The sequence below is a fragment of the Clostridium sp. Marseille-P299 genome (genome assembly GCF_900078195.1).
GTDB lineage: Bacteria > Bacillota > Clostridia > Lachnospirales > Lachnospiraceae > Lachnoclostridium.
In genome coordinates, this window is the sequence record NZ_FJVE01000005.1 from 310199 (window position 1) to 334636 (window position 24438).

The 24438-nt window shown below is 34.4% G+C and carries 20 protein-coding genes and 1 other annotated feature; of the genes, 1 reads left to right on the plus strand and 19 read right to left on the minus strand.

What is annotated here, in order from left to right; all coding sequences use genetic code 11:
• Positions 1-85: 85 nt before the first annotated feature.
• Positions 86-320 (minus strand) — a binding site (T-box leader).
• Positions 321-369: 49 nt separating this feature from the next.
• From ytvI to BN4220_RS03280, 14 genes are all read right to left on the minus strand, one after another.
• A complete protein-coding gene (gene ytvI, locus BN4220_RS03215; RefSeq protein ID WP_066713515.1) occupies positions 370-1410 on the minus strand; it encodes a sporulation integral membrane protein YtvI in 1041 nt (346 codons plus the stop codon).
• Between the two features lie 145 nt (positions 1411-1555).
• On the minus strand, positions 1556-2308 hold the full coding sequence (locus tag BN4220_RS03220; RefSeq protein WP_066713520.1) for a cytidylate kinase family protein: 753 nt from the start codon (positions 2306-2308) through the stop codon (positions 1556-1558).
• A 169-nt stretch (positions 2309-2477) separates the two neighbouring features.
• Positions 2478-3068 carry an ATP-binding cassette domain-containing protein gene (locus BN4220_RS03225; protein ID WP_066713522.1) on the minus strand — a complete coding sequence of 197 codons (591 nt, stop codon included), beginning with the start codon at positions 3066-3068 and terminating at the stop codon, positions 2478-2480.
• A 1-nt stretch (position 3069) separates the two neighbouring features.
• Positions 3070-3831 (minus strand): ABC transporter permease, encoded by a 762-nt coding sequence (locus BN4220_RS03230; protein WP_066713525.1) that lies wholly within the window; start codon positions 3829-3831, stop codon positions 3070-3072.
• A gap of 212 nt (positions 3832-4043) precedes the next feature.
• A complete protein-coding gene (gene trpA / locus BN4220_RS03235) occupies positions 4044-4817 on the minus strand; it encodes a tryptophan synthase subunit alpha (RefSeq protein WP_066713528.1) in 774 nt (257 codons plus the stop codon).
• Positions 4810-5994: a tryptophan synthase subunit beta gene (trpB, locus tag BN4220_RS03240; RefSeq protein ID WP_066713530.1), complete on the minus strand. Its 1185-nt coding sequence runs from the start codon at positions 5992-5994 to the stop codon at positions 4810-4812. Before trpB ends, trpA begins: the two co-directional genes overlap by 8 nt.
• A 111-nt stretch (positions 5995-6105) precedes the next feature.
• Positions 6106-6744: a phosphoribosylanthranilate isomerase gene (locus tag BN4220_RS03245; protein ID WP_066713532.1), complete on the minus strand. Its 639-nt coding sequence runs from the start codon at positions 6742-6744 to the stop codon at positions 6106-6108.
• Positions 6728-7516 (minus strand): indole-3-glycerol phosphate synthase TrpC, encoded by a 789-nt coding sequence (gene trpC, locus BN4220_RS03250; RefSeq protein ID WP_066713536.1) that lies wholly within the window; start codon positions 7514-7516, stop codon positions 6728-6730. Before trpC ends, BN4220_RS03245 begins: the two co-directional genes overlap by 17 nt.
• A gap of 178 nt (positions 7517-7694) precedes the next feature.
• Positions 7695-8705, minus strand: coding sequence for an anthranilate phosphoribosyltransferase (trpD, locus tag BN4220_RS03255; protein WP_066713539.1), 1011 nt, complete (start codon positions 8703-8705; stop codon positions 7695-7697).
• A gap of 90 nt (positions 8706-8795) precedes the next feature.
• Complete coding sequence (locus BN4220_RS03260; RefSeq protein ID WP_066713542.1) at positions 8796-9383, minus strand: anthranilate synthase component II; 588 nt, start codon at positions 9381-9383, stop codon at positions 8796-8798.
• Positions 9380-10840, minus strand: a complete 1461-nt coding sequence (trpE, locus tag BN4220_RS03265; protein ID WP_066713545.1) for an anthranilate synthase component I — start codon at positions 10838-10840, stop codon at positions 9380-9382. Before trpE ends, BN4220_RS03260 begins: the two co-directional genes overlap by 4 nt.
• A 717-nt stretch (positions 10841-11557) precedes the next feature.
• Positions 11558-12037, minus strand: coding sequence for a flagellar export chaperone FliS (gene fliS, locus BN4220_RS03270; RefSeq protein ID WP_066713547.1), 480 nt, complete (start codon positions 12035-12037; stop codon positions 11558-11560).
• 19 nt (positions 12038-12056) lie between these two features.
• The gene (locus BN4220_RS20605; protein WP_278280708.1) at positions 12057-13541 is read right to left on the minus strand and encodes a flagellin N-terminal helical domain-containing protein; all 1485 of its coding nucleotides are present in this window, start codon (positions 13539-13541) and stop codon (positions 12057-12059) included.
• A 38-nt stretch (positions 13542-13579) separates the two neighbouring features.
• Positions 13580-16948, minus strand: coding sequence for a DUF6240 domain-containing protein (locus BN4220_RS03280; RefSeq protein ID WP_066713551.1), 3369 nt, complete (start codon positions 16946-16948; stop codon positions 13580-13582).
• Between the two features lie 318 nt (positions 16949-17266).
• Between BN4220_RS03280 and BN4220_RS03285 the strand changes: the two genes are divergently transcribed.
• A complete protein-coding gene (locus BN4220_RS03285; protein ID WP_066713553.1) occupies positions 17267-19024 on the plus strand; it encodes a DUF885 domain-containing protein in 1758 nt (585 codons plus the stop codon).
• A gap of 188 nt (positions 19025-19212) precedes the next feature.
• On the opposite strand, the gene BN4220_RS03290 is transcribed toward BN4220_RS03285, so the two are convergent.
• The 5 genes from BN4220_RS03290 to metK all read right to left on the minus strand — a co-directional run bounded on the left by BN4220_RS03290 (position 19213) and on the right by metK (position 24431).
• Positions 19213-20298 carry an ABC transporter substrate-binding protein gene (locus BN4220_RS03290; protein WP_066713555.1) on the minus strand — a complete coding sequence of 362 codons (1086 nt, stop codon included), beginning with the start codon at positions 20296-20298 and terminating at the stop codon, positions 19213-19215.
• A gap of 44 nt (positions 20299-20342) precedes the next feature.
• Positions 20343-20597, minus strand: a complete 255-nt coding sequence (locus BN4220_RS03295; RefSeq protein WP_066713557.1) for a TM1266 family iron-only hydrogenase system putative regulator — start codon at positions 20595-20597, stop codon at positions 20343-20345.
• 190 nt (positions 20598-20787) lie between these two features.
• Positions 20788-21477, minus strand: a complete 690-nt coding sequence (locus BN4220_RS03300) for a response regulator transcription factor (protein WP_066713559.1) — start codon at positions 21475-21477, stop codon at positions 20788-20790.
• Between the two features lie 30 nt (positions 21478-21507).
• Positions 21508-23052: a sensor histidine kinase gene (locus BN4220_RS03305; RefSeq protein WP_066713561.1), complete on the minus strand. Its 1545-nt coding sequence runs from the start codon at positions 23050-23052 to the stop codon at positions 21508-21510.
• 188 nt (positions 23053-23240) lie between these two features.
• Entirely contained in the window at positions 23241-24431 is a 1191-nt protein-coding gene (gene metK, locus BN4220_RS03310) for a methionine adenosyltransferase (protein ID WP_066713570.1), read from the minus strand.
• Positions 24432-24438 lie beyond the last annotated feature (7 nt).

Sequence of the window (24438 nt, forward strand, 5' to 3'; positions counted from 1 at the left end):
TTACTTATAGTTTGTTAAACTTGGGACCATTTACTCTCTTTTATACATAAAAATTTACGTTTAGACAATAAAAAAAGTCCCTTAAGAAAGGGACCGAAAAAATCGGCGGTACCACCCTAATTAATTGTACTCATAATAGACTTAAAAATCATTCGCGCTATTACTACTACAATTCTCTTTCTACCGTTAACGCCGGCTTACGCTATACTTTCATACAGAGCTCAAAGGCAGGTTCTATAACACTTCATAAGAATTTCACACCATCGATTCTCTCTCTGAAATGAAGGCTGTTATATACTATCCCTTTTCAACGCATTATTTGTAAATGATTCTATTCCACTCGCCGTTTTTTGTCAAGTAGATTATATATCAAGTGTAGGTCTTAATCACGGTTCGAATAATGATAAGACCAAATGGACCTAAGAAAAAACCTGCAAATCCAAACAACTGAACACCAATATACATTGCCATCATACTATAGATTGGTTTTATCCCAAGTTTGTTTCCTAGAAGTTTTGGCTCTACAATCTCTCTAACAAACTGACAAACTAAATATGCACTCATTAATATTGCTGCATCAAAATAATTTTTCTGAAATAAAAGTACGATACTCCAAGGTACTAAGATCAATCCACTTCCTAAGATAGGAAATGCATCAAATACTCCAACTGCAATTCCAATTAAAATTGCATATGGATTTTTAATTATAAATAGGGCCACTACACATATTACTGCGATGATTGCCATAATAATCACTTGGGTTTTAAGATAAGCCGTACCTGTTGAGGATAGCTTTTTGGTAATCTTATGAATCTGAGAATAAAATGGCGATTTACGAAATCCTTCTTTATAGCTCTCCATATCTTTTATAAATAATAAGATAGATACGATTACAATTATAATCAATGTGAAAAACTCAAAGGCTCCAATGGCTACTTTTAATGTCTGCATTGTCATTTTAGGTAATAAGGTATTTTGTACCATATTTAATAAGGAATCCATACTATTATCAAAAAAACCTCTCATTGTACCACTTGTAAGCCCTAATAATTTATCTCCACCTACGCAAATATACTCTACCTGATTCGAGATATACGCTTCATATACGGGCATATTTTTAAGAAAAAGGACCAGTTGATTAATAAACATACGACCGATATAAAATATGCCAGTTCCGAGCATAATAAGCAATAGAAGCAAACTTATACTCCCACCAATTGCAACAGGAACCTTTAACCGCCTGTGTAAATAACTTACGATCGGTCTTAGTATCCACGCTACAAAATACGCGAATATAAATGGGACAAATAATGGCAAAAGGTATTTAAACCCGAAATATACTGCCACAATTGTCCCAATGGTGATTATTAATTTTTTATTCTTTTTTGTTAAAAATTCTTTCGTTTCCAAACAATCACCTCGCATCAATTATTAAATGGTTAATAAACTGATACTATTGTTTGTAAATGAAATTGTTATATGCTGTATTAATCAATGCAACTTATACCATACGAGCAAAGCATATTAAATACTAAAGATTTTTTATATAGTAAATTTAGTTAATTGTAACACTCACAAAAGGAATTCCTTCCTTTGCCGCCTCTTCCACAATTTCCATTCCTTTTATGACTTTATATTCATTATCTTCCAAGGTTACGATTACTTGTCCATCCAAATAATACTTGTCTTTGTTTATCGTATTATTTACGACATCCATACCAAGACGTTTTGGAGACATTAAAATCTTTGTACTATTATTTGAATCCTTACTTGCACTGGCTTCTTTTATAATAATATCCGCTAAAATTTCAGGTGTACAATATGTGCTATCCAATACTAAATTATAATTTGTAAAATTAAAATAATCCAAATTATATATATCTTTATAACGAACCTTTTCTGTTTCCGCTCTTAATTTCAATTGATTTTTTGCATCTTCAACTGAAGTATATTTTTCAACATTTCCACGATTATCACCGTATACACGCTCTGCTGCAACCATTAAACTTACGGATAAAAAAACTTTAAACGATGGATTTACAAAGTTCCAAGCAAGTCTTGAGTCAAATACAATCGGTTTTTCTGGATTCTCTTTTGAAATTTTCACGGTTGTTTCATCGATCATCGTATCGTATTTACGATCTTTACACATAAGTTGGTTCATCTCTAATACGCTAATCCCCAATTCTTCTGCAAGCTTTCTTTGAACCTTTCCTGTTGAGTAAATTTCATATTGGTACTCCGATTCAAGTATCTTACAAATTGTTGATTTCCCACTACCAAGATTCCCGGTTAATGTGATGTGCATAACTATTTCCTCCTAAATAATATCCATTCTTCCAATTAACAACCATAGTTTCCTACATTAAAAATACCTTGACCTATTATAGTCTGTTTACTTATATTCGGCTATTATAGCACGAAAGTATGCGTATGGAAAGCACTAGTTAAAGGAAGATATATGTAAAAGCTTTATTTTATCTTATCTTTCCTTGATTTAGGTTGATAAGCTCTGCCTCTAGTATCTCCACTTCCGTTCTCTCATGTGTAACTATAATAACAGTTTTTCCTTTTAATTTTTCTTTTATATAAGAAATCACCTTTATTTTTAGTTCTTCATCGAATCCTTTCAGCGGTTCATCCATAATATAAATATCTGCTTCTTTTAAGCATGCACGTAAAATAGCAACTCTTCGCTTCATACCTCCACTTAACTGTGCCACTGGCTTATTTTGATAGTCCATTAATTCTACTTTTTTAAATTCTTTCGGGATATCAACAGAGCTTTTTTGATTACCTAAAACCATTTCAATATTTGTTATTGCATCAAACTCTTCACAAAGGCGATCCTCCTGAAATACAGTCGCTATTTGTTTTCCTCTAACACCATCAATGGTACCTGCATCTGGCTTTACTAATCCCATTAGTATATGAAGTAATGTTGTTTTTCCATCGCCAGATGGTCCCATGATACAAGTGAATTTATTTTCACTGAATTCTAAATTTATATCATCTAAAACCTTTTTACCATGATACGTTTTCGATATGTGATTTAAAGTAATAGCCATATTAAATCGAAGCTCCTGTCATTAATTTTCCTATCCTTCTTATGATTGCCATAACAAACCTTTCAAATACAAGACTGATTAAAACAATAACAAATGTCCATGCAAATAACTCTTTTGTCATTAGGTAAAGTTTCGCTTCATAAAGCTGTTCCCCGATTGAGTTCCTTGGTAAACCAATAACCTCAGCCGCCACACCAGCTTTCCAACATAGTCCAAGGCTAGCAGAAGATGCGGATATAAAATAGGGCATTACAGCAGGTATATAAATATATCGTACTTTTCTAATAAAGCTCATATTAAACACCTTAGCCATTTCAAGTAGTTTAACATCTGTTTGTTGTATTCCATGTAAAACATTTAAATATATTATTGGTAAAACCATTAAAAATGAAATAATAATTGATAAATTTTGAGAACGTACCCAAAGTAGTGTTAAAATTACAAAAGATGCCACCGGTATTGATTTCATGAGACGTATCATGATTGATATCATCTCTTTGATAAAAGAATTCATACTGGAGAATAGGGCAAGTAAAATTCCAAAAACAACAGCCAGCAAAAATCCTACCGATATCTTAACCAACGAATGGAAAATCGAAAAATAAAACACTTTCGAATGTAATAGGGTATACAACGCCTTTAGAACATTCAATGGAGAAGCTAATAAAATCTCATTATCAAGATACATACTAAATCCCTGCCAGATTAAAATCCACAAAAGGATTGCTAATATGCGATTCTTATACTTTTTTAGAGTACTCATAAAACTCTCCTCTCTTATTCTCTTTCATTTTAGCTAGATTCAAAGAAAATAACAAGAGGTAGATAGACAAAGGCAATAAGAGCTGTTCTAACCATCAGCTCTTATTGCCCCAGTCTTTTATGTATTGCTACTAGAATAATATCTCTTCGTATATATTGAATTCGTATATATTGAATTCGTATATATTGAATCATACTTCTTGCTCATTGGCTCTAACTTAAAATTGCCGCTTTCATCTCACTAACATACGATTTTACAGGTTCAATACTATCCTTTCCATACTTCTCAATTAAAGATACAATTGCACTTCCCACAATTACTCCATCCGATATGCTTGCCATTTCTTTTGCTTGCTCTGTTGTTGAAATTCCAAAACCAATGGCACAAGGCAAACTTGTAACTGATTTCGCATTTTTAATAATGGCTGAGAGATCTGTTTTGATATCAGATCGTACACCAGTGACACCAAGGGAAGAAACACAATAAATAAAGCCTTTTGCCTCTTTTGCAATCATCGCAATTCGCTCGTTTGACGTTGGCGCAATAAGTGAAATCAAATGAACATCATATGTATTACAGTCAGATTCTAATTCTTCTTTTTCCTCATAAGGTAGATCTGGAACAATAACTCCATCAATACCACACTCGCTACAACGCTTTAAAAATCGCTCTTTTCCATAAGTGTATATCGGATTAATATATGTCAAAAATACAAGTGGCACTTTTACTTTATCTCTTACCCGAGCCACCATATCAAATAAGGCATCTGTTGTACATCCAGCCTTTAAAGCTCTCTCATTGGCTGCTTGAATGACAACACCTTCTGCAATCGGGTCCGAAAAAGGGACCCCAATCTCGATTAAATCTGCCCCTGCCTCTTCCATGGATACAATTAACTTCTCAGTCGTCTCTAAATCCGGATCGCCACCCGTTACAAATGCAATAAATGCTTTTCCATGGTCAAATGCTCCACTAATTCTATTCATCGATTGATACCCCCTTATATTTTGCAATCGCAGCCACATCTTTGTCGCCACGCCCAGAAATATTAACAACGATTATTTTATCTTTTGGTAGCTCCTTTGCAAGCTTTCTTGCATATGCAACCGCATGTGCACTTTCAATTGCCGGTATAATGCCTTCCATCCTTGATAAATACTCAAACCCTGCAACCGCTTCATCATCCGTTACTGGAACATAGCTTGCACGTCCCGTTTTATACAAATCTGCATGCTCTGGTCCAATTCCAGGATAGTCTAATCCAGCTGAGATAGAATATACCGGTGCGATTTGTCCATATTCGTCTTGGCAAAAGATAGACTTCATTCCATGAAATATTCCATCACTTCCCTTTGCAATGGTCGCTGCATGCATATCGGTATGAATCCCATGTCCAGCCGCCTCGCATCCAATCAAGGCTACCGATGGATCCTTGATAAATTCATAAAATGCTCCCATGGCATTACTTCCGCCTCCAACACAAGCAATTACCGCATCTGGTAATCTACCTTCCGCCTTTAACATCTGCTCTTTTATCTCTTTACCAATAACACTTTGAAAATCACGTACGATCGTTGGAAATGGATGTGGCCCCATAACAGAACCAAGAACATAATATGTATCATCCACACGTTTTGTCCACTCTCTCATAGTCTCATTTACAGCATCTTTTAAGGTTCTTGTGCCGCTGGTTACTGCATGAACTTTCGCACCTAAAAGTTCCATTCGAAACACATTAAGTGCCTGACGCTTCGTATCTTCTTCTCCCATAAATATTTCACATTCTAATCCCATAAGAGTGGCTGCCGTAGCAGTTGCCACTCCGTGCTGCCCTGCCCCTGTTTCAGCAATTACTCTTTTCTTACCCATCTTTTTTGCAAGTAGCACTTGCCCTAGAACATTGTTGATTTTATGGGAACCTGTATGATTTAAATCTTCTCTTTTTAGATAAACTTTTGCTCCACCTAAATCCTCTGTCATTTTCTTAGCATAATAGAGTAGAGAAGGTCTTCCCGCATAATTTATCATAAGATCCTCTAATTCTTTTATAAATGTAGCATCTTCTTTATAATATGCATATGCTTCTTCTACTTCTTTTACCGCATTCATAAGGGTTTCTGGTATATACTGCCCACCATATTCCCCAAAACGTCCTTTTTTCATTTAAATACCCTACCTTTCCTGCATAAACTCTTTTTATAACGTACTTCCATAACGCCAATGAATACTATTAATTCTTAAGTTTATGAATCATTTTAACCGCAATCCCATAAATTACTCTCGTTTTAAATCTGTGAAAGAAACTGTGTGCAGTAAATTCATTATTTCTCTAATCTTTACATCATCTTTAAATCCATCCACTTCAACGCCACTACTAATATCAAGACCATACGGATTACACTCACTCACTGCTTCTTTCATATTATTTATATTTATCCCACCCGCCAGAAAATAAGGTTTCTTAAGTCTTGGTATCATTCCCCAATCAAATACTACTCCACTCCCACCATAGGAATCCTTCTGATAGGTATCCAGTAGTAAATAATCACAAGATAATTCATCTGCCTTTTCTATTTGTTCTTTTGATACTACCCGAATTGCTTTAATCACTGGTTGCGATACTTTCTGCTTTAATATTTTAATGTAATCTTCTGTCTCATCACCATGTAGTTGAATTACATCTATAATGCCTTGTTCGCACAATGATAATATATGATTTATTGGCTCATTAACAAATACTCCAACGGATTGTATCTCCTTTGATAACATTGCTTTTAATTCTTTTGCAAGTTCATCACTAACCCTTCTTTTGCTATTTGCAAATACAAATCCAACGTAGTTAGGAAGAAACTTATTCACAAGAGCTATATCTTCTTTGCGCTTACATCCACAAATTTTAATTTTTGTCCACAATACCTCTCAACTCCTCAAGCTTCCTTTTTTTATTCTCGCTTTTCATTAAGGTTTCTCCGATTAAAAATATTCGTATTCTGGCTTCTTCAAATTTAATAATGTCCTCTCTATTCTTAATACCACTTTCAGCAATACAAATCACATCCTCTGGTATTAGATTTCTAAGACGTAGAGAATTCGTGATATCTACTTCAAAGTTTTTTAAGTTCCTATTATTAATACCTAATATACGAGCTCCAGCTTCAACTGCAATTTTTACTTCCTCCTCATCATGGGCTTCTACGATTGCTGATAATCCAATCAATTCACATATCTTTAAATATTGTTTTAGTTGCTCTAATGAGAGTAGGGCTACAATCAAAAGTACACAATCTGCCCCAATTGCCTTTGCCTGATAAATTTGATATTCATCGATGGTAAAATCCTTACGAAGAATTGGAATTTTTACTGATTGCGCTATTTCTGTTAAGTACTCATCACTCCCTAAAAAATAATTTGGTTCCGTTAATACAGAAATGCAAGTCGCATCTGCGGCTTCATAATCTTTTGCAATCGTTACATAAGGGAATTCTTTTGCAATTACCCCCTTTGAAGGTGATGCTTTTTTAACTTCACATATGAAATGAAGTCCCTCTTTCCTTAAAGCTCTTTCAAATAAAAAAGGTTCTTTTTGTATGGACTCTACTCGTTTTTTCATCTCAGCAAGAGATACTTTTAATTTATCACGGTTAACGCGTTCCACTGCATCTTTTGCTATGGTCTCTAAAATCATATAAGCCTCCAAGCTTTGTTCTTAATTCGAATAACATTAGCTTAATATTTATATTTATATTAATTTTCTTTTAAGGTCTCATTTGGTAACTCTTTTATTAGCTCTTTTAAAAACTCTTTGGACTCCTCTTTTAACAACTCTTTTAATAGCTCTTTTAATATCTCATTTATTAGCTCTTTTAATACTTATTCGATAATTCAATAAAACGCTCAAGTTGATGGTAAGCTTTTTTACTATCAATCATTTCTGCAGCAATGTCCATCGCCTGTCTTAATGAAATTTTATCTTTTACCATATAGATACAAGCTGCAGCATTCATTAGAACTGCATTTCTTTTTGGTCCTTTTTCACCCATTAAAATAGCCTTTGTTATCTCTGCGTTTTCCTTAGAATCACCACCTAGTAATTCTTCTTTTGCACACTTTTCAAATCCAAACTGCTCTGGCTCTATCAGATATCCATAAATGCTTCCATCACGTATTTCACAGCAAGTAGTACTTGCACTAATTGATATTTCATCTAATCCATCTTTACCGTATACAACCATGCCTCTTTTTACTCCAAGTCTTACAAGCACTTCTGCTAAAGGTCTTACAAGGGTTTCATCATAAACACCAAGCAATTGATAATTCGCTCCAGCAGGATTTGCAAGTGGTCCTAAGATATTGAAAATAGTACGAATTCCAAGCTCTTTGCGAACAGGAGCAACATATTTCATCGCGCTATGATAGGTTTGTGCAAACATAAAGCAAAGTCCTATTTCTTTTAATATCTCGGTACTCTGCGTTGGCGAAACCATTATATTAACTCCCAGTGCTTCTAATACATCAGCTGAGCCACATCGACTAGAAACACTACGATTTCCATGCTTGGCAACTGGTATTCCTGCTGCTGAAACAACAAAACTGGCCGTTGTTGAAATATTAAAACTGTTTGCCTCATCTCCTCCAGTTCCTACAATTTCAAGTACCTCCATGTCATGAAGTAATTTCGTACAATGTTTTCTCATTCCAGCGGCACTTGCTGTAATTTCTTCAATGGTTTCTCCCTTCATACGAAGGCCCGTAAGATACGCACCAATATGAATTGGTGATGCTGTACCGCTCATGATTTCATCCATTACCACCTCTGCTGTTTCATAGGATAAGTCATTGTTATTAACTAATTGATAAATTGCATCTTTGATCATTATGAATTCCTCCTTGTTTAACTCTTTTAACTACTTAATATTGTATTTAGCGCTGATTATACGCTATTTATTTCATTTAATCATACTCAACTATCCAAGAAAATTCTCAAGTATCCTTTTTCCCTCAGGAGTCAGAACGGATTCCGGGTGAAATTGTAACCCGTAGATATCATACTTTTTATGCTTAACCGCCATAACTTCTCCGTCTTTGGTTTCTGCTATAATATCTAGCTCTTTTGGAATACTTTCCTTATCTACTGCAAGGGAGTGATATCTTGCAACTAAACATCCATCCGTAATCCCTTTAAAAATTGGATCCATACTTACGGTTATTTCACTTTGCTTGCCATGCATTAATTCTTTTGCATACGTAATGGTTGCACCAAAGGCCTCGCAAATTCCTTGATGTCCAAGGCAAACACCTAAAATTTTTGCCTTACCTTTCATATGAAGTACTAAATCTTCACAAACACCTGCATCCCTTGGCCTTCCTGGTCCGGGTGATAAAATAATATAATCTGGTGCCATCTTTTCTATTTCATCTATGTTACATTCATCATTGCGAATTACATGAATTTCTTCAAACTTTCCTACCTCTTCTTTTTCTTTGCAAATACTCCCCACTAACTGGACCAAATTATAGGAAAAGCTATCATAATTATCAATTAATAGAATCATATATCACTCACCTCATTTGCCCTTTTGATTGCATCTATAACTGCACTTGCCTTATTTTCAGTCTCTTCGTATTCAAGCTCTGGTACACTATCTGCTACGATACCTGCTCCCGCTTGCACATATACCTTATCACCTCTTTTTATCGCAGTTCGAATCGCAATGCAAACATCTAAGTTCCCAGATAAATCTAAATATCCGATTGCTCCTCCATAAATTCCTCTTGGAACCTGTTCTAACTCATTAATAATTTCAACTGCTCGATATTTTGGTGCTCCAGATAAGGTTCCTGCTGGTAATAAAGCAGCTACTGTATCAAGGCCATCCTTATCCACCCTTAAATGACCACCAACCACAGACGCAATATGCATTACCTTTGAAAAACGATGGATTTTCATATATTCCTCTACAAGAACACTGCCATAACGTGCCACCTTACCCATATCATTTCTTGCTAAATCAACTAACATATTGTGTTCTGCTAGCTCTTTTTCATCCTTTAACAAATCTTCTTCAAATTGCCTATCTTCTACCTCATCCCTTCCTCGTTTCCTTGTTCCTGCAACTGGAAACGTGGTAAGTTTTCCTTCTTCTAATTTCACCATAGTTTCTGGTGAGGTCCCTGCTATTTGTACATCTTCACATTGGATAAAATACATATACGGAGATGGATTTGTTGTGCGCAATACGCGGTAGGCATTTAGTAAACTACTTGAATATTTAGCCTCAAATCTTCTTGAGATAACACCTTGAAAAATATCACCTTCTCTGATATATTCTTTTGTTTTTTCTACCATCTTACAATACTCCTCTTTCGTAGTATTGCAATAGAACTCTGCCTGTTCATTTATCTTCTGCTTTTTTAGTGGTATATTATCTTGTATGAAATATATAATTTTCTCTATCTCAAGAAGTGCTGCCTGATAGCCTTGTTCCTCTTCCTCCGCTTTGAAATTGACAATGATATTAATCTTTTGTTTTAAATGATCATAAGCAATAACCTTATCAAACAACATCAAATGATAATCATCGTATTCATTCTCCTTTAGCTTTAGCTTTGGTTCTGTGTATTGAATCATTTCATATGAAAAATAACCTACAAAGCCACCGGCAAAGGTCGGAAGTCCACTGATTCGAGGAGCTTTATATTGTTGCAATAACTCTTTTAGAGCTTTCATCGGTGCGACTTTTTCTTTCTTCTCAATGGCTCCACTTTTTATTGTAACTTCACCTTTACTTGCACTTACATGAAGTAAGGGTTGCATTCCTAAAAAAGAGTATCTTCCCCATCTCTCGCCACCTTCAACACTTTCAAGCAAATAGTAGTTTTTATCAATCTGTGCTATCTTACGAAGTAAGGTAATTGGAGTAATTGCATCTGCATAAATTTCTTTGCAAACAGGAATGAATTGATAATCTTCGAAAAACTTACTCGCTTGTTCATAACTTGGAATCACCATATCTTATTCTCCTTTTTAAGTTAATAATAAAGTTAATAATAAAAGTTATAACGAAAGTTAATAATGACTCTTTGTATACAAAGTGGCGTTTGATTTAAAGCTCTCCTTTCTTTTATGTTATAGGACAAGTACAATAAAAAAAGCTTCTGCCCCTATAAAGGGACAAAAGCTTATAACTTCTGCGATACCACCCAAATTGATGCCAATTGGCATCCACTCTATTTGTATACAAACATATACACCCCGCTGATAACGGTCAGGGTCCCCGTTGACGTCTACTCCCTTACGGTTTCAAGTCACCCTCACAAGTCCATTCCATAAATTCTACGGATAATAAAATCCTGTCTTGCCGTATCACACCAACCACGGCTCTCTGTAAAGACTTCCTTTACTTACTACTCTTGTTCATCGGTTTATTTGGTACTATTTATTTTTGTAAAGTATAAATGAACTGGTATTTAATGTCAATACCTAATTTTAATTATTTTATTGACCTTTTTTAATACTCAATATTTCTATTGTATCTATTTGCTTAGTACTTTTCTGAATATTACTGCTTATTAATGTATGATACCTAAGTATTTATATAGGATTCTTATCTAATTAAGATACTTACGAGATTATGTAAGATTCTTATCTATCTTTATAAGATTCTTACGCGATTATATAAGATTCTTACACAATTTTATAAGATCCTTACGAAATTATGTAAGAATACTATGCTTTGAATCCGCGATTTTGATCATATGAGTTTAAATAAGACTCATTTAAAGTGCCCTTACCATAAGTAAGACCCGCATATACTTGTTGGGTATTTACCATGACAGGACCAGAGGTATCTTGTTTGCTAATCTCTGAAAACGCTACTTGTAATTTCGTTATAACAGAAACTACGGAACTAAGTAAAGTAGCATCCTTTTTCATCTGCGCGGCAATTAAAGTTTTATTCACATAAGAATATAAACTTAACAAATCACGAGAAAGAGAAATTCTATAATCCAGTGTTGCCATTAACTCATTTACACATTTTCCAGCGTGCTTTAGCTCCTGAAAATATGCATTCAGATCTCCTTCTATAAAATATCGATTCGCCTCTTTTATATCAGACAAAAGGATATCGTATAAAATAACAACAAGTTCTGTTTTCGATGCTTGCGTTACACGCAAAGTAAACTCTTGTATTTTATCCTTTTCCATCTTTTACACCTTTACTTTATTAACCTTGTAATAATGTTAAAATCATCTGTGGTCTTTCATTTGCCTGTGCAAGCATTGATGTTCCTGCTTGTGCTAACACGTTTTGTTGTGTATAAGTTGCCATTTCTTCAGCCATATCTACATCTTCAATTCTTGATAATGCTTCTGTAATGTTTTCAGAAGATACATCTAAGTTTGCAATTGCATGGTCTAAACGATTTTGATATGCTCCTAATTTTGCACGAATAGATGTTACTTGATTTACAGCATTATCAAGAATAGTAATTGCCTCTTGTGCGCCTTTTTCTGTATTCACATTAACAACATCTGTTCCAAGGGTTGTTGTATCCACACGTGGAATTTTAACTGTCATTGTCTGTCCTTCATTTGCACCTATTTGTAAATCCATTGGACCTGCCTCTAAAACCGTAATAGATACATCATGATCTGTACCATCTACTTGATTGGCAGTACCACCATTCACTGTAGCATCTGTAAATTTTGTCTCAGCTGCGCCTGGTGTAGCCCTAAATTTTACCTCAAAGTTATTATTATCTGTAACCGTTAATATATTTCCCCTCGCACTAATCGTAGCTGTTTGTGAAAATCCATCTCCTAGGGTAGCTTTTGCATCAATGCCTGTGGCTTTTGCCCCTTGGCTACTTAAGTTAAATAACTTACATAATTCTTGGTTATCACAGTTGATTTCAATGCTTTGGCTTGAGCCGTATGCATTAGAAACAAAAATCAGCTCACTATCTACACTACCTAATTCTACCTGTTCGTAATTTGCATACTCTGGATCATCCCCACCTGGTTTTCCTGCAAACACCTTAATATTCATAGCATCTCCAGCAGTACGAATCTTTTCATATACCTCTGCTAATGTATCACCAACTTCGACTTCTACTTCCATGCCATTGATATTAAGAATTCCATTTTCACCATCTTTAATCTCGTAATTAGGATCATCTAATTTAAACCCACTAAGAACAGCCTGTCTTGCATCTTGTACAATCGTTAACTCCATATTAGATGCTGTAACGGTATCTGATAATGAAATTAATTGCACTTTATTACTACTAGAATACGACTGATTATCTACGCTACCATCTAATAAAGTCTTTGTGTTAAACTCAGTGGAAGTTGAAATACGATTTATTTCACTATTTAATTGATCGATTTCTGCTTGAATTGCAGCGCGATCCTCTGCTGTATTGGTACCATTGGATGCTTGAACTGCAAGCTCTCTTGCCCTTTGAAGCATTGCATTTACTTCATTTAGGGCACCTTCTGCTGTTTGAATCACGGAGATACCATCAGAACCGTTTCTTGAAGCTTGATCAAGTCCATCAATCTGAGTTCTCATTTTTTTAGAAATTGCCATTCCTGCTGCATCATCGGCTGCTCTATTAATACGATATCCGGAGGATAATCTCTCCAAACTTTTATCTAATGCTGAATTTGTACGAAATAATTGATTGTTAGCTTTAATCGCTGACATATTATGATTGATTCTCATGTTTATTACCGAATCCTTTCTTATGGGTTTTTCTTACTACCGCTCCAATTTTGAATGTGCTCTACGACTGCTTTTGCCGCCAGATACAACTCATTTGTTGATGTGTTATTTGTTGAATTTATAGCTGATTCACTTTCATTTGTTGCTTTATATATGCTTCCATTTTTAAAAATAAATTTATTATTACTTACAGGACTTGAAACATAGTAAAGTTCCTCTATATTAAAACCTAAGCCTTTTAGGTGATTACTTAGCTCATCTTCCTGATTTTTAAGCTCAGAAACAACACCTTTACTTTCTGCTGTTATAAAACATTTCACCTGCTTATTATCAATAGATAACTCAGCACTCACTGTTCCATAAGTCTCATTCGGGATTTTAATCCTAACCCTTCCTTTATCTTCTGACTCATGAATTACTGTTAGATTCATAGCCATAATTCCATCGGAGGTTTCCATTGGTATGTTAAAGTACTCTTTCTTACTTAGATTTAATGTTAATGGCAGTGCATTTCGAATGCTATTCATAAGCTGTAAATCTGCAATGTTTAAATTGTCCTCTTCTAAAGCTTTTCCCAACAAATTCTCTGTTTCCGTCTTTAAATGATCAAACATTGAAGTCAGCTTTTCCGGATCATCTATAGCATCTGTAAAATGTCTGATATCCCCTAGACTAGGATACTTACCTTCCCCATTCTCACTAGCATTTGTATCTATGCTTTTATTTTTAAGGCTTTTTGTAAGTTCATTAATATTTTGATATAAACTAGCTGGATTCTCACCCATTTCCTTAGCAGCGATTAAATTATTAATACTACTAGAAATCTCATATTCTTTTAAGAACTGCTGCTCTAACTCTGTATTATTACTTACGGTCTGAAGTTGCTCCATACGATTTCTTATGACTGGATCGTTCGTTGCATCTGTTTTAACTAAGTCAAACTCTTCTTTTAAACGTTCTAAACTAATATCTCCTAAGTTCTCACCAAATATCTTAACCGACTCATCTACTTTATCTGGTGAAATCTCTTTCAGTAACTGAGAAAGTATATTTTTTTGATACCAGGTTTCATCACTTTCTACCATACTGCTATCATTTGGGCTATTGTATGCCGCATTGATTTGTTCTGTAATTGATTCTCCTGCTTTTGCAAGGGAAACAAGTGAGCCAAAATCATCATTGATAGACGTATCCACCGTACCACGATTTTTTGTTCGAACTGCCGTTAATAAATTATTTAAAGTTACTTCTTGCCCTGCTTTTACAAGGGCACCAATGGCTGCACCATCGGACTTATCAATTTGATTCAAGAGACGATATATTCCAATGTAGGATTTTCTCTCATCTTTCGTTAACTCTTTATTATCTTCAAGTCGTACCAAGTATTCACTAAAGCTTTCTTCTCTTGACCCTCCATCTCTTTCCTGAATTGATTTGGCTAATTCATTGATTTCATCGATGGGCATCTGCAAAGGATTGATACCCTCCTTTATTAAAGTAGCCGTCACTGGAGGATTTAAATTCGTAAATAATTCATTTACTTTTGCATCATAAACCTTCATTGCTTGAATGTTTTCTTCGTTTATTTCAATGCTATTGTATCCTAATATTCGAACTGCACGCCTATTTGCATTTGTTAGATCAAGATTTAATTGTTCTAACATTTCATCTACATGTTCAAATGCCTTTACAATAGAATCTCCCAGATCAGACCTTGGTTTCGTCATTAAGGCCTCATAAGATTCTCCTGCATTCTTAAAGCGTTCTGTATATGTATTACCTATCTCAGTTAGGCTTTGTATCGTCTGAAGATTTCTACTTGTATAAGTACTACCAAGTATAGCACTGGGTGCTTCCTGTAAACTCTTTAAGCTTTCCGATGTTTCCTTAAGTAAAGAAAGATGTTCTTCCCCTGCCCCTACTTCTTTTAACAAGTTTTTATAATAAGAATCCTCAATTGTTTTTAATTCATCTACTACTTGGGATAGATTTTCTGTCTCTACCTGAAATCCTTTGATCAGCATTTTATTACAAGATTCCGTTGTCATTTTCAAACGGATTTCCTCTAATTGACGCTTTGCTGTTATGTACTGTATTGAGTCTTTATTTACATCAAGCTCGGAAGAAGCGTTAGGATTTTGTAGAATCTCATCTTGAGCCTCATTTAACTCCTTAAGGGTAAGTTTTGCTGCTCCCTCCTCTGTCAGGTCCAAACTTTCTGCTTTCGTTTGCTTCTTATAAAATGCAAGCAAAAGTCCATCTTCAGTTATTTTGTTTACATTACCTACAATTCTTGATGCAGCTTCACTGTTATCTTCATATACTAGTGTATTTCCTATATTACTTCCATTACGAATCATACGTGCTTCTGATTGAAGTGCAAAGTTAACAAAATCCCCTTCTTTCATTTTATCAAGAAACTTTTTGTATTTGATATTTTCCCCGGTTATAGGCAAATCTCTATCAATTAACCATCGAGCAGTTGTTAAATTATTCTCATCAACAGGAAGTCCCGCTTCTGTAATAACATTTGTTACTACATCAACGAGTTCCTCCCATGCTTCCTCCTTAGAATCTAGATTTTCTTTGGAACCACTATGCACTGCTTTATAAATATTTTGTGCCGTTGGCTCTAACTCGTTACGAATTAAATAGGCACTGGATGCATCTGATATTTTGCCAGCTTCTTTCGCTAGGTTCATGGTGGAAAGCATTCGTTCAACGTTTTCTTTTGTTACTGGAAGGTCAAGCTCAACTAATTTATTTGCAATCATATTCGCGGCCGTGGTATCTGAAACCATTCCACGTACACTTGCTTCAACAGACTCTCTTAATTTTTCCATTTGCTCTGTTTGATTTTCGATACCTTTTTGCTTTAGACTCTTTTGCTCCTTTATACGATCTAATGCACGTGACAAACGTTCTTGATTGAATTTTTCTAAGGTAAACCCTTCCTTTGAAAGTTCCTCATAATCTTCATTTGTCATTTTATTTGAGGTATCGCTTAAATCTTCTTCTGACTCTTCTTTCGTTTTCTCTTTATCATCTTTACGTTCTATAAAGCCATAGGAGTCTACATTTACCATAGTACACGAGGTATTACTAGCATTTCCATTGCCCCCCGCCTTACTTCCAACTTCCTTTAGTACAATACCTCCTTTTGATAAATCAACAATCTCAAATTGTCTTATTTCGCCCTCCTTGGCGTTTTGTACTGTATTTTTAGAGAATGTAAATTCTCTTCCACTAAAGTTGATGGAAACCTCGTCGGATACTTTGGAGATTACGCCTTCAATAACCTGTCCTTTTTCATAGCCAAGATTGCTTTTTTGCTGCTTAACAGCCATTTGGTTATTTGCCTGATTTGCATAAATTCCATTCATCTGCATAGATTTCACTCTCACCTGTTCTTTATTTTACAGGTTGAAATACTTTTTCAACCCTTATTTTACTTCTCGTTTATTGTTACTACATATTTCGGTCAAATATAACAAAAGCTTAATAGTTATTGCCACGATAAAAATATGAAACACTTTGGTTTTTATTGAAAGATTTTCTAATATGTGTTATTTGTATATAAATGAAGTACGAGTTATATCGGTATGTAATATCTTTGCTTTGAATACACTTATTATTAGCAGGATTTCTACTACCAGGATATGGTCGTCTTTATCTGGTAATTTTAGAAAGGCATAGGAGGATCTGGAATGAAAAGAGGTAAAAAGTGGTTATCACTTCTTTTAATTATTACAATGATTTTCACAATCGTTGGCTGTTCTAAAACAAATGACACTTTAGTTACAAAGGATTTTAATAGCTATTTGAATGATTACTTTATTGAAGAAGTAACTAGTGATACGATATCACTCCATTATACACTTGCTAATCCTGAAAGTTATGGAATTTCAGAGAGCGTTCAAACCTTAGGTAATTATTCAGTGAAACAAATGGAAGAAGATTTGTCTAAAACAGAAAATTATTTAACGTTATTAAAACAATATGATCCAAGCACATTAACAGAAGAACAACAGCTAATCTATAAAATACTGAATCAAAGTATGTCTCAAACCTTAAAACTAGGCGATTACTTATATTATCAAGAATGTCTTGGTCCAACCACTGGCTTGCAAGCTCAGCTACCGATTTTATTAGCAGAATACACCTTTTATGATGAAGAAGATGTGAAAGACTATCTTGCAATGCTTGCATGTATAAAAGATTTTTATTCTGAAATTGCAGCATTTGAACGTGAAAAAGCATCCTTAGGATTTTTTATGTCAGATGAAGTGGCTGATCTAATTATTGCTCAATGCAAAGATTTTATTGCATCCCCAAAAGAAAACTTCTTAATTGAAATATTTGATGAAAAAGTTGCTAATTTAAGCAATTTAACCAATGATGAAGTGGTTTTATATCAGGAAAAGAACCGCGATCTTATTCTTGATACAGTCATTCCAGCGTATCAATTAATTATTGATACTTTAGCAGAATTAAAAGGCTCTTGTAAGAACGAAAATGGTTTATGTGGATTTGAAAAAGGAAAAGAATACTATGAAACTATGGTGCAACTAAACACAGGTTCATCAAAGACGGTACCAGAAATGAAAACAGCCTTAGAGACAGCATTAAATAAGAGTAGAGCAACTATGACGACTCTAGCACTTACAAATGAGAATATTTACAACGAATATATGAATCTCTCCTTTCCATCTTCAGAACCGAATGAGATTATTACGTATTTAAAAGATGTCATTAAAGAAGACTTTCCTTATCTTGAAGATGTAAATTGTAATATAAAATATGTACACGAATCATTGCAAGAGCATCTAAGTCCTGCTATGTATCTCGTTCCACCAATTGATTTTTATACTGAAAACAACATTTATATCAACAATAATTCAAATTATGATATGGAAATGATTTTTCCAACAATCGCACATGAAGGTTATCCTGGTCACCTTTTTCAAAATGTATACTTTAGACAAAACAATCCTAACCCAGTTCGCAGTGTCATTAATGTATCCGGTTATGATGAAGGATGGGCAACCTACGTTGAACTTTATTCCTATGATTTTGCTAATATTTCAAAGGAACTTGCAAGCTTTTTAAAGGCAAATACCATTGCCCTTCATTGTTTATACTCACTAACAGATATTGGCATTCATTATTCTGGATGGACGAAAGAAGACACTCTTAGCTTTTGGGATAATTATGGAGTTAATAAAGAAACTGCTGAGGAAATTTATACGAATATCTTAGCTGAACCGGGTATTTATTTACCATACTCCATTGGATACCTCGAGATTATGGAGTTAAGAGATACTGCTATGGAACAATTAAAAGATGATTTTAATATGAAAGATTTTCATGAGTTTTTCTTAAATATTGGTCCTACACAATTTGAAATTATTAATGAATACCTAAACAACTGGATTAGCGATAAAAAGGTAACTCCTACACCATAAAATTATGGAGTAGCCCACTTATATTTTAATATAAAAATAAAAAGCTCATATGAATGATTCCTATTTAAAACTTCTTGTAATAAATATTAGAATCAGACATATGAGCTTTTCATTTTAATTTTTCTTAATGGCCGTACTTAAAAGAAATACGATAATTTTTCCTTTGTAAGCCTAATTTAGTTGTTGGATTATTTTACGTAATAAAAATCATCGGCTGGTAATGCACCACCTACTGAGTTTGGAGCCTGGTCATATAATACATTAAGATATCCAGAAATCTTCTCTTTCATAGCATCACCTTGGATTAAGGTAATATTACAATAAGGAATTGCTTTTTTAGCTACAGGAGCTTTCACAATATCAAATTCCTCAACTAAGTTCGCAGCTTCATCTACATTCTCATTTACATATGCTACAGAGTTTGCATATTCCTCTAAAAAGGCGTCGACTGCTTCTTTGTTTTCTTCTAAGAACTTAGTATTTACCACTACAACTCCTGTTACTACGGAACTTCCATCATTGCTTAAGTTCTCCCACTCTTTTGTAACATCAAGTGCAATACGTACCTTTTCATTTTGCATCATTACTGTTGTAACAAATGGTTGTGGAAGCATTGCAATTGCATTTTCTTCTTCACTTAATATTGCAGCAACTTCTGTTGCTTCTGATTTATACTCAATTGTAACATCTTTTGTTGGGTCAATTCCTGCAGAACTTAACAAATAGTTTAATGTATATTCTGGTGTTGTACCCTTTCCAGTTGAATATATTGTTTTTCCTTTTAAATCACTAACACTTTGAATGCTATCTCCGGATTCAACAACATAAAGCACACCAAGTGTATTAATTCCTGCTACCTTTATTCCACCCTGAGTCTTATTGTATAAAACAGAAGCTAAGTTACATGGTACTGCTGCAATCTTTATATCCCCTGAGATTAATTGAGCTGTTATTTCATCTGCTGCCCCTGCAATTGTAAAGTTATAATTGTTTGCAGTTTCTCCATTGCTAGCATCCTTCATTACCTTTACCATTCCCATAGCAGTTGGTCCTTTTAAGGCTGCAATTGAAATATCCATCTTTTCTGTATTCACAGGTTCATTTGTTGGCGTAGCTGTTGCTTCGTCAGTTGGTGTCTCTGTTGCTTCATTATTTTCCTGTGTAGTAGGTGTAACTGTAATCTCTGGATTCTCATCCTTCTTTTCTTTCGCACATCCGGTAACTAAACCGATGCAAAGTACCATTATCGTTAACAATGAAACTAATCTTTTCATAATTCCTCCCATTCTGCCACCTATCGTTGCACTAAATTCAATTTTTAATTATTAGCTCCTTTGGAATACATGGTTTTAACACGAATTCCTTTAATCATTCCTAATTTCCCTGAAAGAGAACTGATTACATTATTTTCTGCGTCAATAGCAATGCTAATAATATTAACTTTCTTTTCTTTATACGGAATACCCATTCTTCCTATGATATATGTACTATAGTCATGTAATATGCGGTTAACATCTGCTGAGGCTTCAATATCCTCAACGATTATACCTATTAAAGCAATCCGGCTCTCCAACGCTTCTCCTCCTTTCCTATAAACAAAAAAGAGCTGTTTCAATAATGAAACAGCCCAATATAAGTACGGCGCATTCTACCATATAATTGCAATTGTTAATGTGCTTACCTATCAGGGCATTCCTTTTATCTCAGCACCACAATTATACTTTTTTTTAGTATTATTGTCAACGAAGCAATCATTGATTTCATTATATTTTAAAGCGATAACCAACACCCCAAATAGTCTCGATATATTGAGGCTTTGATGTATTTGCCTCTATCTTTTCTCTAATTTTCTTAATATGAACAGTAACCGTAGCGATATCTCCAATGGATTCCATATCCCAAATTTCCTGGAATAACTCTTCCTTTGTGTATACATGATTCGGATTTTCTGCTAAGAATGAAAGTAAGTCAAACTCTTTTGTGGTAAATGTTTTTTCTTCCCCATTTACATAAACTCTTCTTGCAGTTTTATCGATTTTAATACCTCTAATTTCAATAATTTCATTCTCTTTTGCACCTGATCCAATAAGGCGTTCATATCTTGCTAAATGTGCCTTTACTCTTGCTACTAATTCACTTGGACTAAATGGTTTTGTCATATAATCATCTGCACCAAGGCCAAGGCCTCTAATTTTATCAATATCATCCTTCTTAGCAGATACCATGATTACAGGTATGTTTTTAACCGCTCTCACCTGCTTACAAATCTCAAATCCATCTACATTTGGAAGCATTAAATCTAAAATTAGTAAATCAAACTCTTCTTGTAAGGCTCTCTCAAGACCTGCATCTCCCGAATTTTCAATCGTCACATCATATCCTGATAATTCAAGGTAATCTTTTTCGAGTTCTGCAATTGCAACTTCGTCCTCAATTATTAGTATCTTTTCCATTCAAATTCCTCCCAACTTTTATTTATCTTTTTAATCTTTTATTTGTAGTTTCTTATCTTTACTATGTTTCGCTGTATTAGTCTCTGTCTTTACAGGCTCACTATTCCATTTCTTAATTGTAAAGAATATTGAAGTTCCAAAACCTTCATCGCTACTTGCCCATATTCTACCGGAATGTTCTTCAATAATTTTCTTAGCAATGGCAAGACCTAAACCTGAGCCACCTTTTTTTGAATTTCTAGAAGCATCAGCTCGGTAAAAACGATCGAAGATATAAGGTAAATCTTTTGCAGGTATTCCTACTCCGTTATCTTCAATTTCTACTTGTATAAACTCACCAAGCTCTTTGATTCTTACGTTTATCTTACCTTTTTTCTTTCCTAAATATTTTACCGAATTTCCAATAATATTATTAATTACACGCTTTAATTGCTCTGCATCCGCAATTGCTTTTGTATTTGGTGGCGTGGTATTCTCATATCCTAACTCAATATTTTTTAGTTCAAGATCTAAACTCACCTCATCAATACAATCACCAAAATATTCGCCTACGTCTATGGTGCTAAACACATATGGTGCCGCATTGCTATCTATCTTAGAATAAATGGATAGCTCATCTACTAATACAGACATATCATTTGCCTTAGAGTATATGGTCTTTATATATTTATCTCTTTTTTCTGGAGTATCTGCTACACCATCTAGTATGCCTTCTGCATAGCCTTTTATCGCTGTTAATGGTGTTTTTAAATCATGTGAAATATTACTAATTAACTCTCTTGACTCCTGCTCATATTGCATTCTAACTTCAATCAATTCTTTTAAATGAATTCTCATTTCCTCAAAGTCTTCGCACAACTGGCCTATTTCATCGTCTGGGTTTCCTGATATTGAGAAATTTAGATTTCCTTTTTTCATCTCATTGGTTGCACGTTTTAGTGTATCTAATGGTCGCAGTATTCCTCGATACAGCCAAAAGATTAATATTACCGCAGTAGTAACAATGATCATTACAAATGATACTACCGCCTGTATTGCAGATGATTTTATCTGTGGCACCAATGTATTCACATCTGTAACGACAAAGATAGTACCCTGTGAACCGTCACTATAATAAAAATCCTGTTGCTTTATTAGAAATGGATTCTTTCCACCAACATAGATTCCTCCATCAACATCTGTGCTATATACACCGAATTCAGGTAGGCTATTTCTTATAAGATCTAATTTGGCAGAATCGCCCTCAAAGATAAATTCCTTTCCTTTCCTAGCAACAATAAAGGAATACTTGTCCTTTAACTCATTATTTAATTCTTTTATATAATTTATATTTTCTAAATACTCTGGATTTTTTAAAGCTGCTAATTTTACACGATTATACACATCTCGTGTGACACGGTTTAGTATTTGCAAAGGATTCGTTATCAGTTGCACGGTACTAGATTCAATATCATAGGTTTCCTGAATAGAATTCACCTGATATGTGATAATCGCTTTTCCAATCGCGCAAACCATAAGCAATGGTAAAAATATTATAATTAGAAATGCCACTCGCAGTCTTCGTTTTAACTCCAATGATTCCCCTCCTAACTACCGTATTTCCTATATTATACCATAGTCTATCTTTTCTTACACATTAACTATCCATGATATTTCTTAACTTTTTGTGAAACTATTATTTCTAGGACAATGCATTTATGCTTTTATACCCTAAATTGAAAAAATGGTTTAAGTAAAATACTCAAACCATTTTTCATCATTTATTATAAATATTTTTTTAAATCCTCAACCTTGTCAAGTTTCTCCCAAGGTAAATCTAAATCATTTCTACCAAAGTGACCATAAGCAGCTGTTTGCTTATAAATTGGTCTTCTTAAATCTAACATTTTAATGATTCCTGCTGGACGTAAATCAAAGTTTTCATTGATAATTTCAGTTAACTTTTCATTAGAAAGCTTACCTGTACCAAAAGTATCAACCATGATAGAAGTTGGTTTTGCTACACCGATTGCGTAAGAAAGTTGAATTTCACACTTATCTGCAAGACCTGCAGCTACAATATTCTTAGCAACATATCTTGCTGCATAAGATGCAGAACGGTCTACTTTTGTACAATCCTTACCAGAGAATGCACCGCCACCGTGACGAGAATATCCGCCGTAAGTATCAACGATAATCTTTCTACCAGTTAAACCACTATCTCCATTTGGTCCACCAATAACAAAGCGTCCTGTTGGGTTAATGAAATACTTAGTATTTTCATCAATTAAATCTTTTGGTAATACAGGTTCAAATACATACTTTTTAATATCTTCATGAATTTGTTCCTGAGTTACATCTGGATCATGCTGTGTAGATAAAACTACAGCATTGATATGAACAGGTTGTCCCTCTTCATTGTATTCTACTGTTACTTGAGACTTACCATCTGGACGAAGATAAGAAAGAGTTCCATTCTTACGTACAATGGATAACTGCTTTGTTAATTTATGAGCTAAGGAAATTGGATAAGGCATAAATTCTTCTGTTTCATTGGAAGCAAATCCAAACATCATACCCTGGTCACCTGCACCGATTGCTTCGATGTCTTCATCAGTCATTGTGTTTTCTTTTGCTTCTAAGGCTTTATCAACACCCATAGCGATGTCTGCAGATTGCTCATCTAATGCAACAATTACACCACATGTATCTGCGTCAAAACCATATTTTGCTCTATCATATCCAATTTCACGAACTGTGTCACGAACAATTTTTTGAATATCTACATAACCTTGAGTTGTAATTTCACCCATAACCAAAACTAATCCTGTTGTAATTGCTGTTTCACAAGCAACACGACTCATAGGGTCTTGAGCAAGTAAGGCATCAAGTACAGCATCAGAGATTTGATCACAGATTTTATCTGGATGTCCTTCCGTTACCGATTCAGATGTAAAAAGTAATTTGTTATTCATTCGAATA

What these genes read in the sequence shown, in the direction of transcription:
- BN4220_RS03290 (WP_066713555.1), bottom strand. Translation starts at nt 20,298, where the DNA reads ATGAAAAGATTAGTTTCATTGTTAACGATAATGGTACTTTGCATCGGT.
- trpE (WP_066713545.1), bottom strand. Translation starts at nt 10,840, where the DNA reads ATGGTGATTCCAAGTTATGAACAAGCGAGTAAGTTTTTCGAAGATTAT.
- BN4220_RS03220 (WP_066713520.1), bottom strand. Translation starts at nt 2,308, where the DNA reads ATGCACATCACATTAACCGGGAATCTTGGTAGTGGGAAATCAACAATT.
- BN4220_RS03225 (WP_066713522.1), bottom strand. Translation starts at nt 3,068, where the DNA reads ATGGCTATTACTTTAAATCACATATCGAAAACGTATCATGGTAAAAAG.
- BN4220_RS20605 (WP_278280708.1), bottom strand. Translation starts at nt 13,541, where the DNA reads ATGTCAGCGATTAAAGCTAACAATCAATTATTTCGTACAAATTCAGCA.
- trpD (WP_066713539.1), bottom strand. Translation starts at nt 8,705, where the DNA reads ATGATCAAAGATGCAATTTATCAATTAGTTAATAACAATGACTTATCC.
- BN4220_RS03300 (WP_066713559.1), bottom strand. Translation starts at nt 21,477, where the DNA reads ATGGAAAAGATACTAATAATTGAGGACGAAGTTGCAATTGCAGAACTC.
- trpB (WP_066713530.1), bottom strand. Translation starts at nt 5,994, where the DNA reads ATGAAAAAAGGACGTTTTGGGGAATATGGTGGGCAGTATATACCAGAA.
- trpA (WP_066713528.1), bottom strand. Translation starts at nt 4,817, where the DNA reads ATGAATAGAATTAGTGGAGCATTTGACCATGGAAAAGCATTTATTGCA.
- BN4220_RS03260 (WP_066713542.1), bottom strand. Translation starts at nt 9,383, where the DNA reads ATGATTCTATTAATTGATAATTATGATAGCTTTTCCTATAATTTGGTC.
- metK (WP_066713570.1), bottom strand. Translation starts at nt 24,431, where the DNA reads ATGAATAACAAATTACTTTTTACATCTGAATCGGTAACGGAAGGACAT.
- fliS (WP_066713547.1), bottom strand. Translation starts at nt 12,037, where the DNA reads ATGGAAAAGGATAAAATACAAGAGTTTACTTTGCGTGTAACGCAAGCA.
- BN4220_RS03230 (WP_066713525.1), bottom strand. Translation starts at nt 3,831, where the DNA reads ATGAGTACTCTAAAAAAGTATAAGAATCGCATATTAGCAATCCTTTTG.
- trpC (WP_066713536.1), bottom strand. Translation starts at nt 7,516, where the DNA reads ATGATTTTAGAGACCATAGCAAAAGATGCAGTGGAACGCGTTAACCGT.
- BN4220_RS03280 (WP_066713551.1), bottom strand. Translation starts at nt 16,948, where the DNA reads ATGCAGATGAATGGAATTTATGCAAATCAGGCAAATAACCAAATGGCT.
- BN4220_RS03285 (WP_066713553.1), top strand. Translation starts at nt 17,267, where the DNA reads ATGAAAAGAGGTAAAAAGTGGTTATCACTTCTTTTAATTATTACAATG.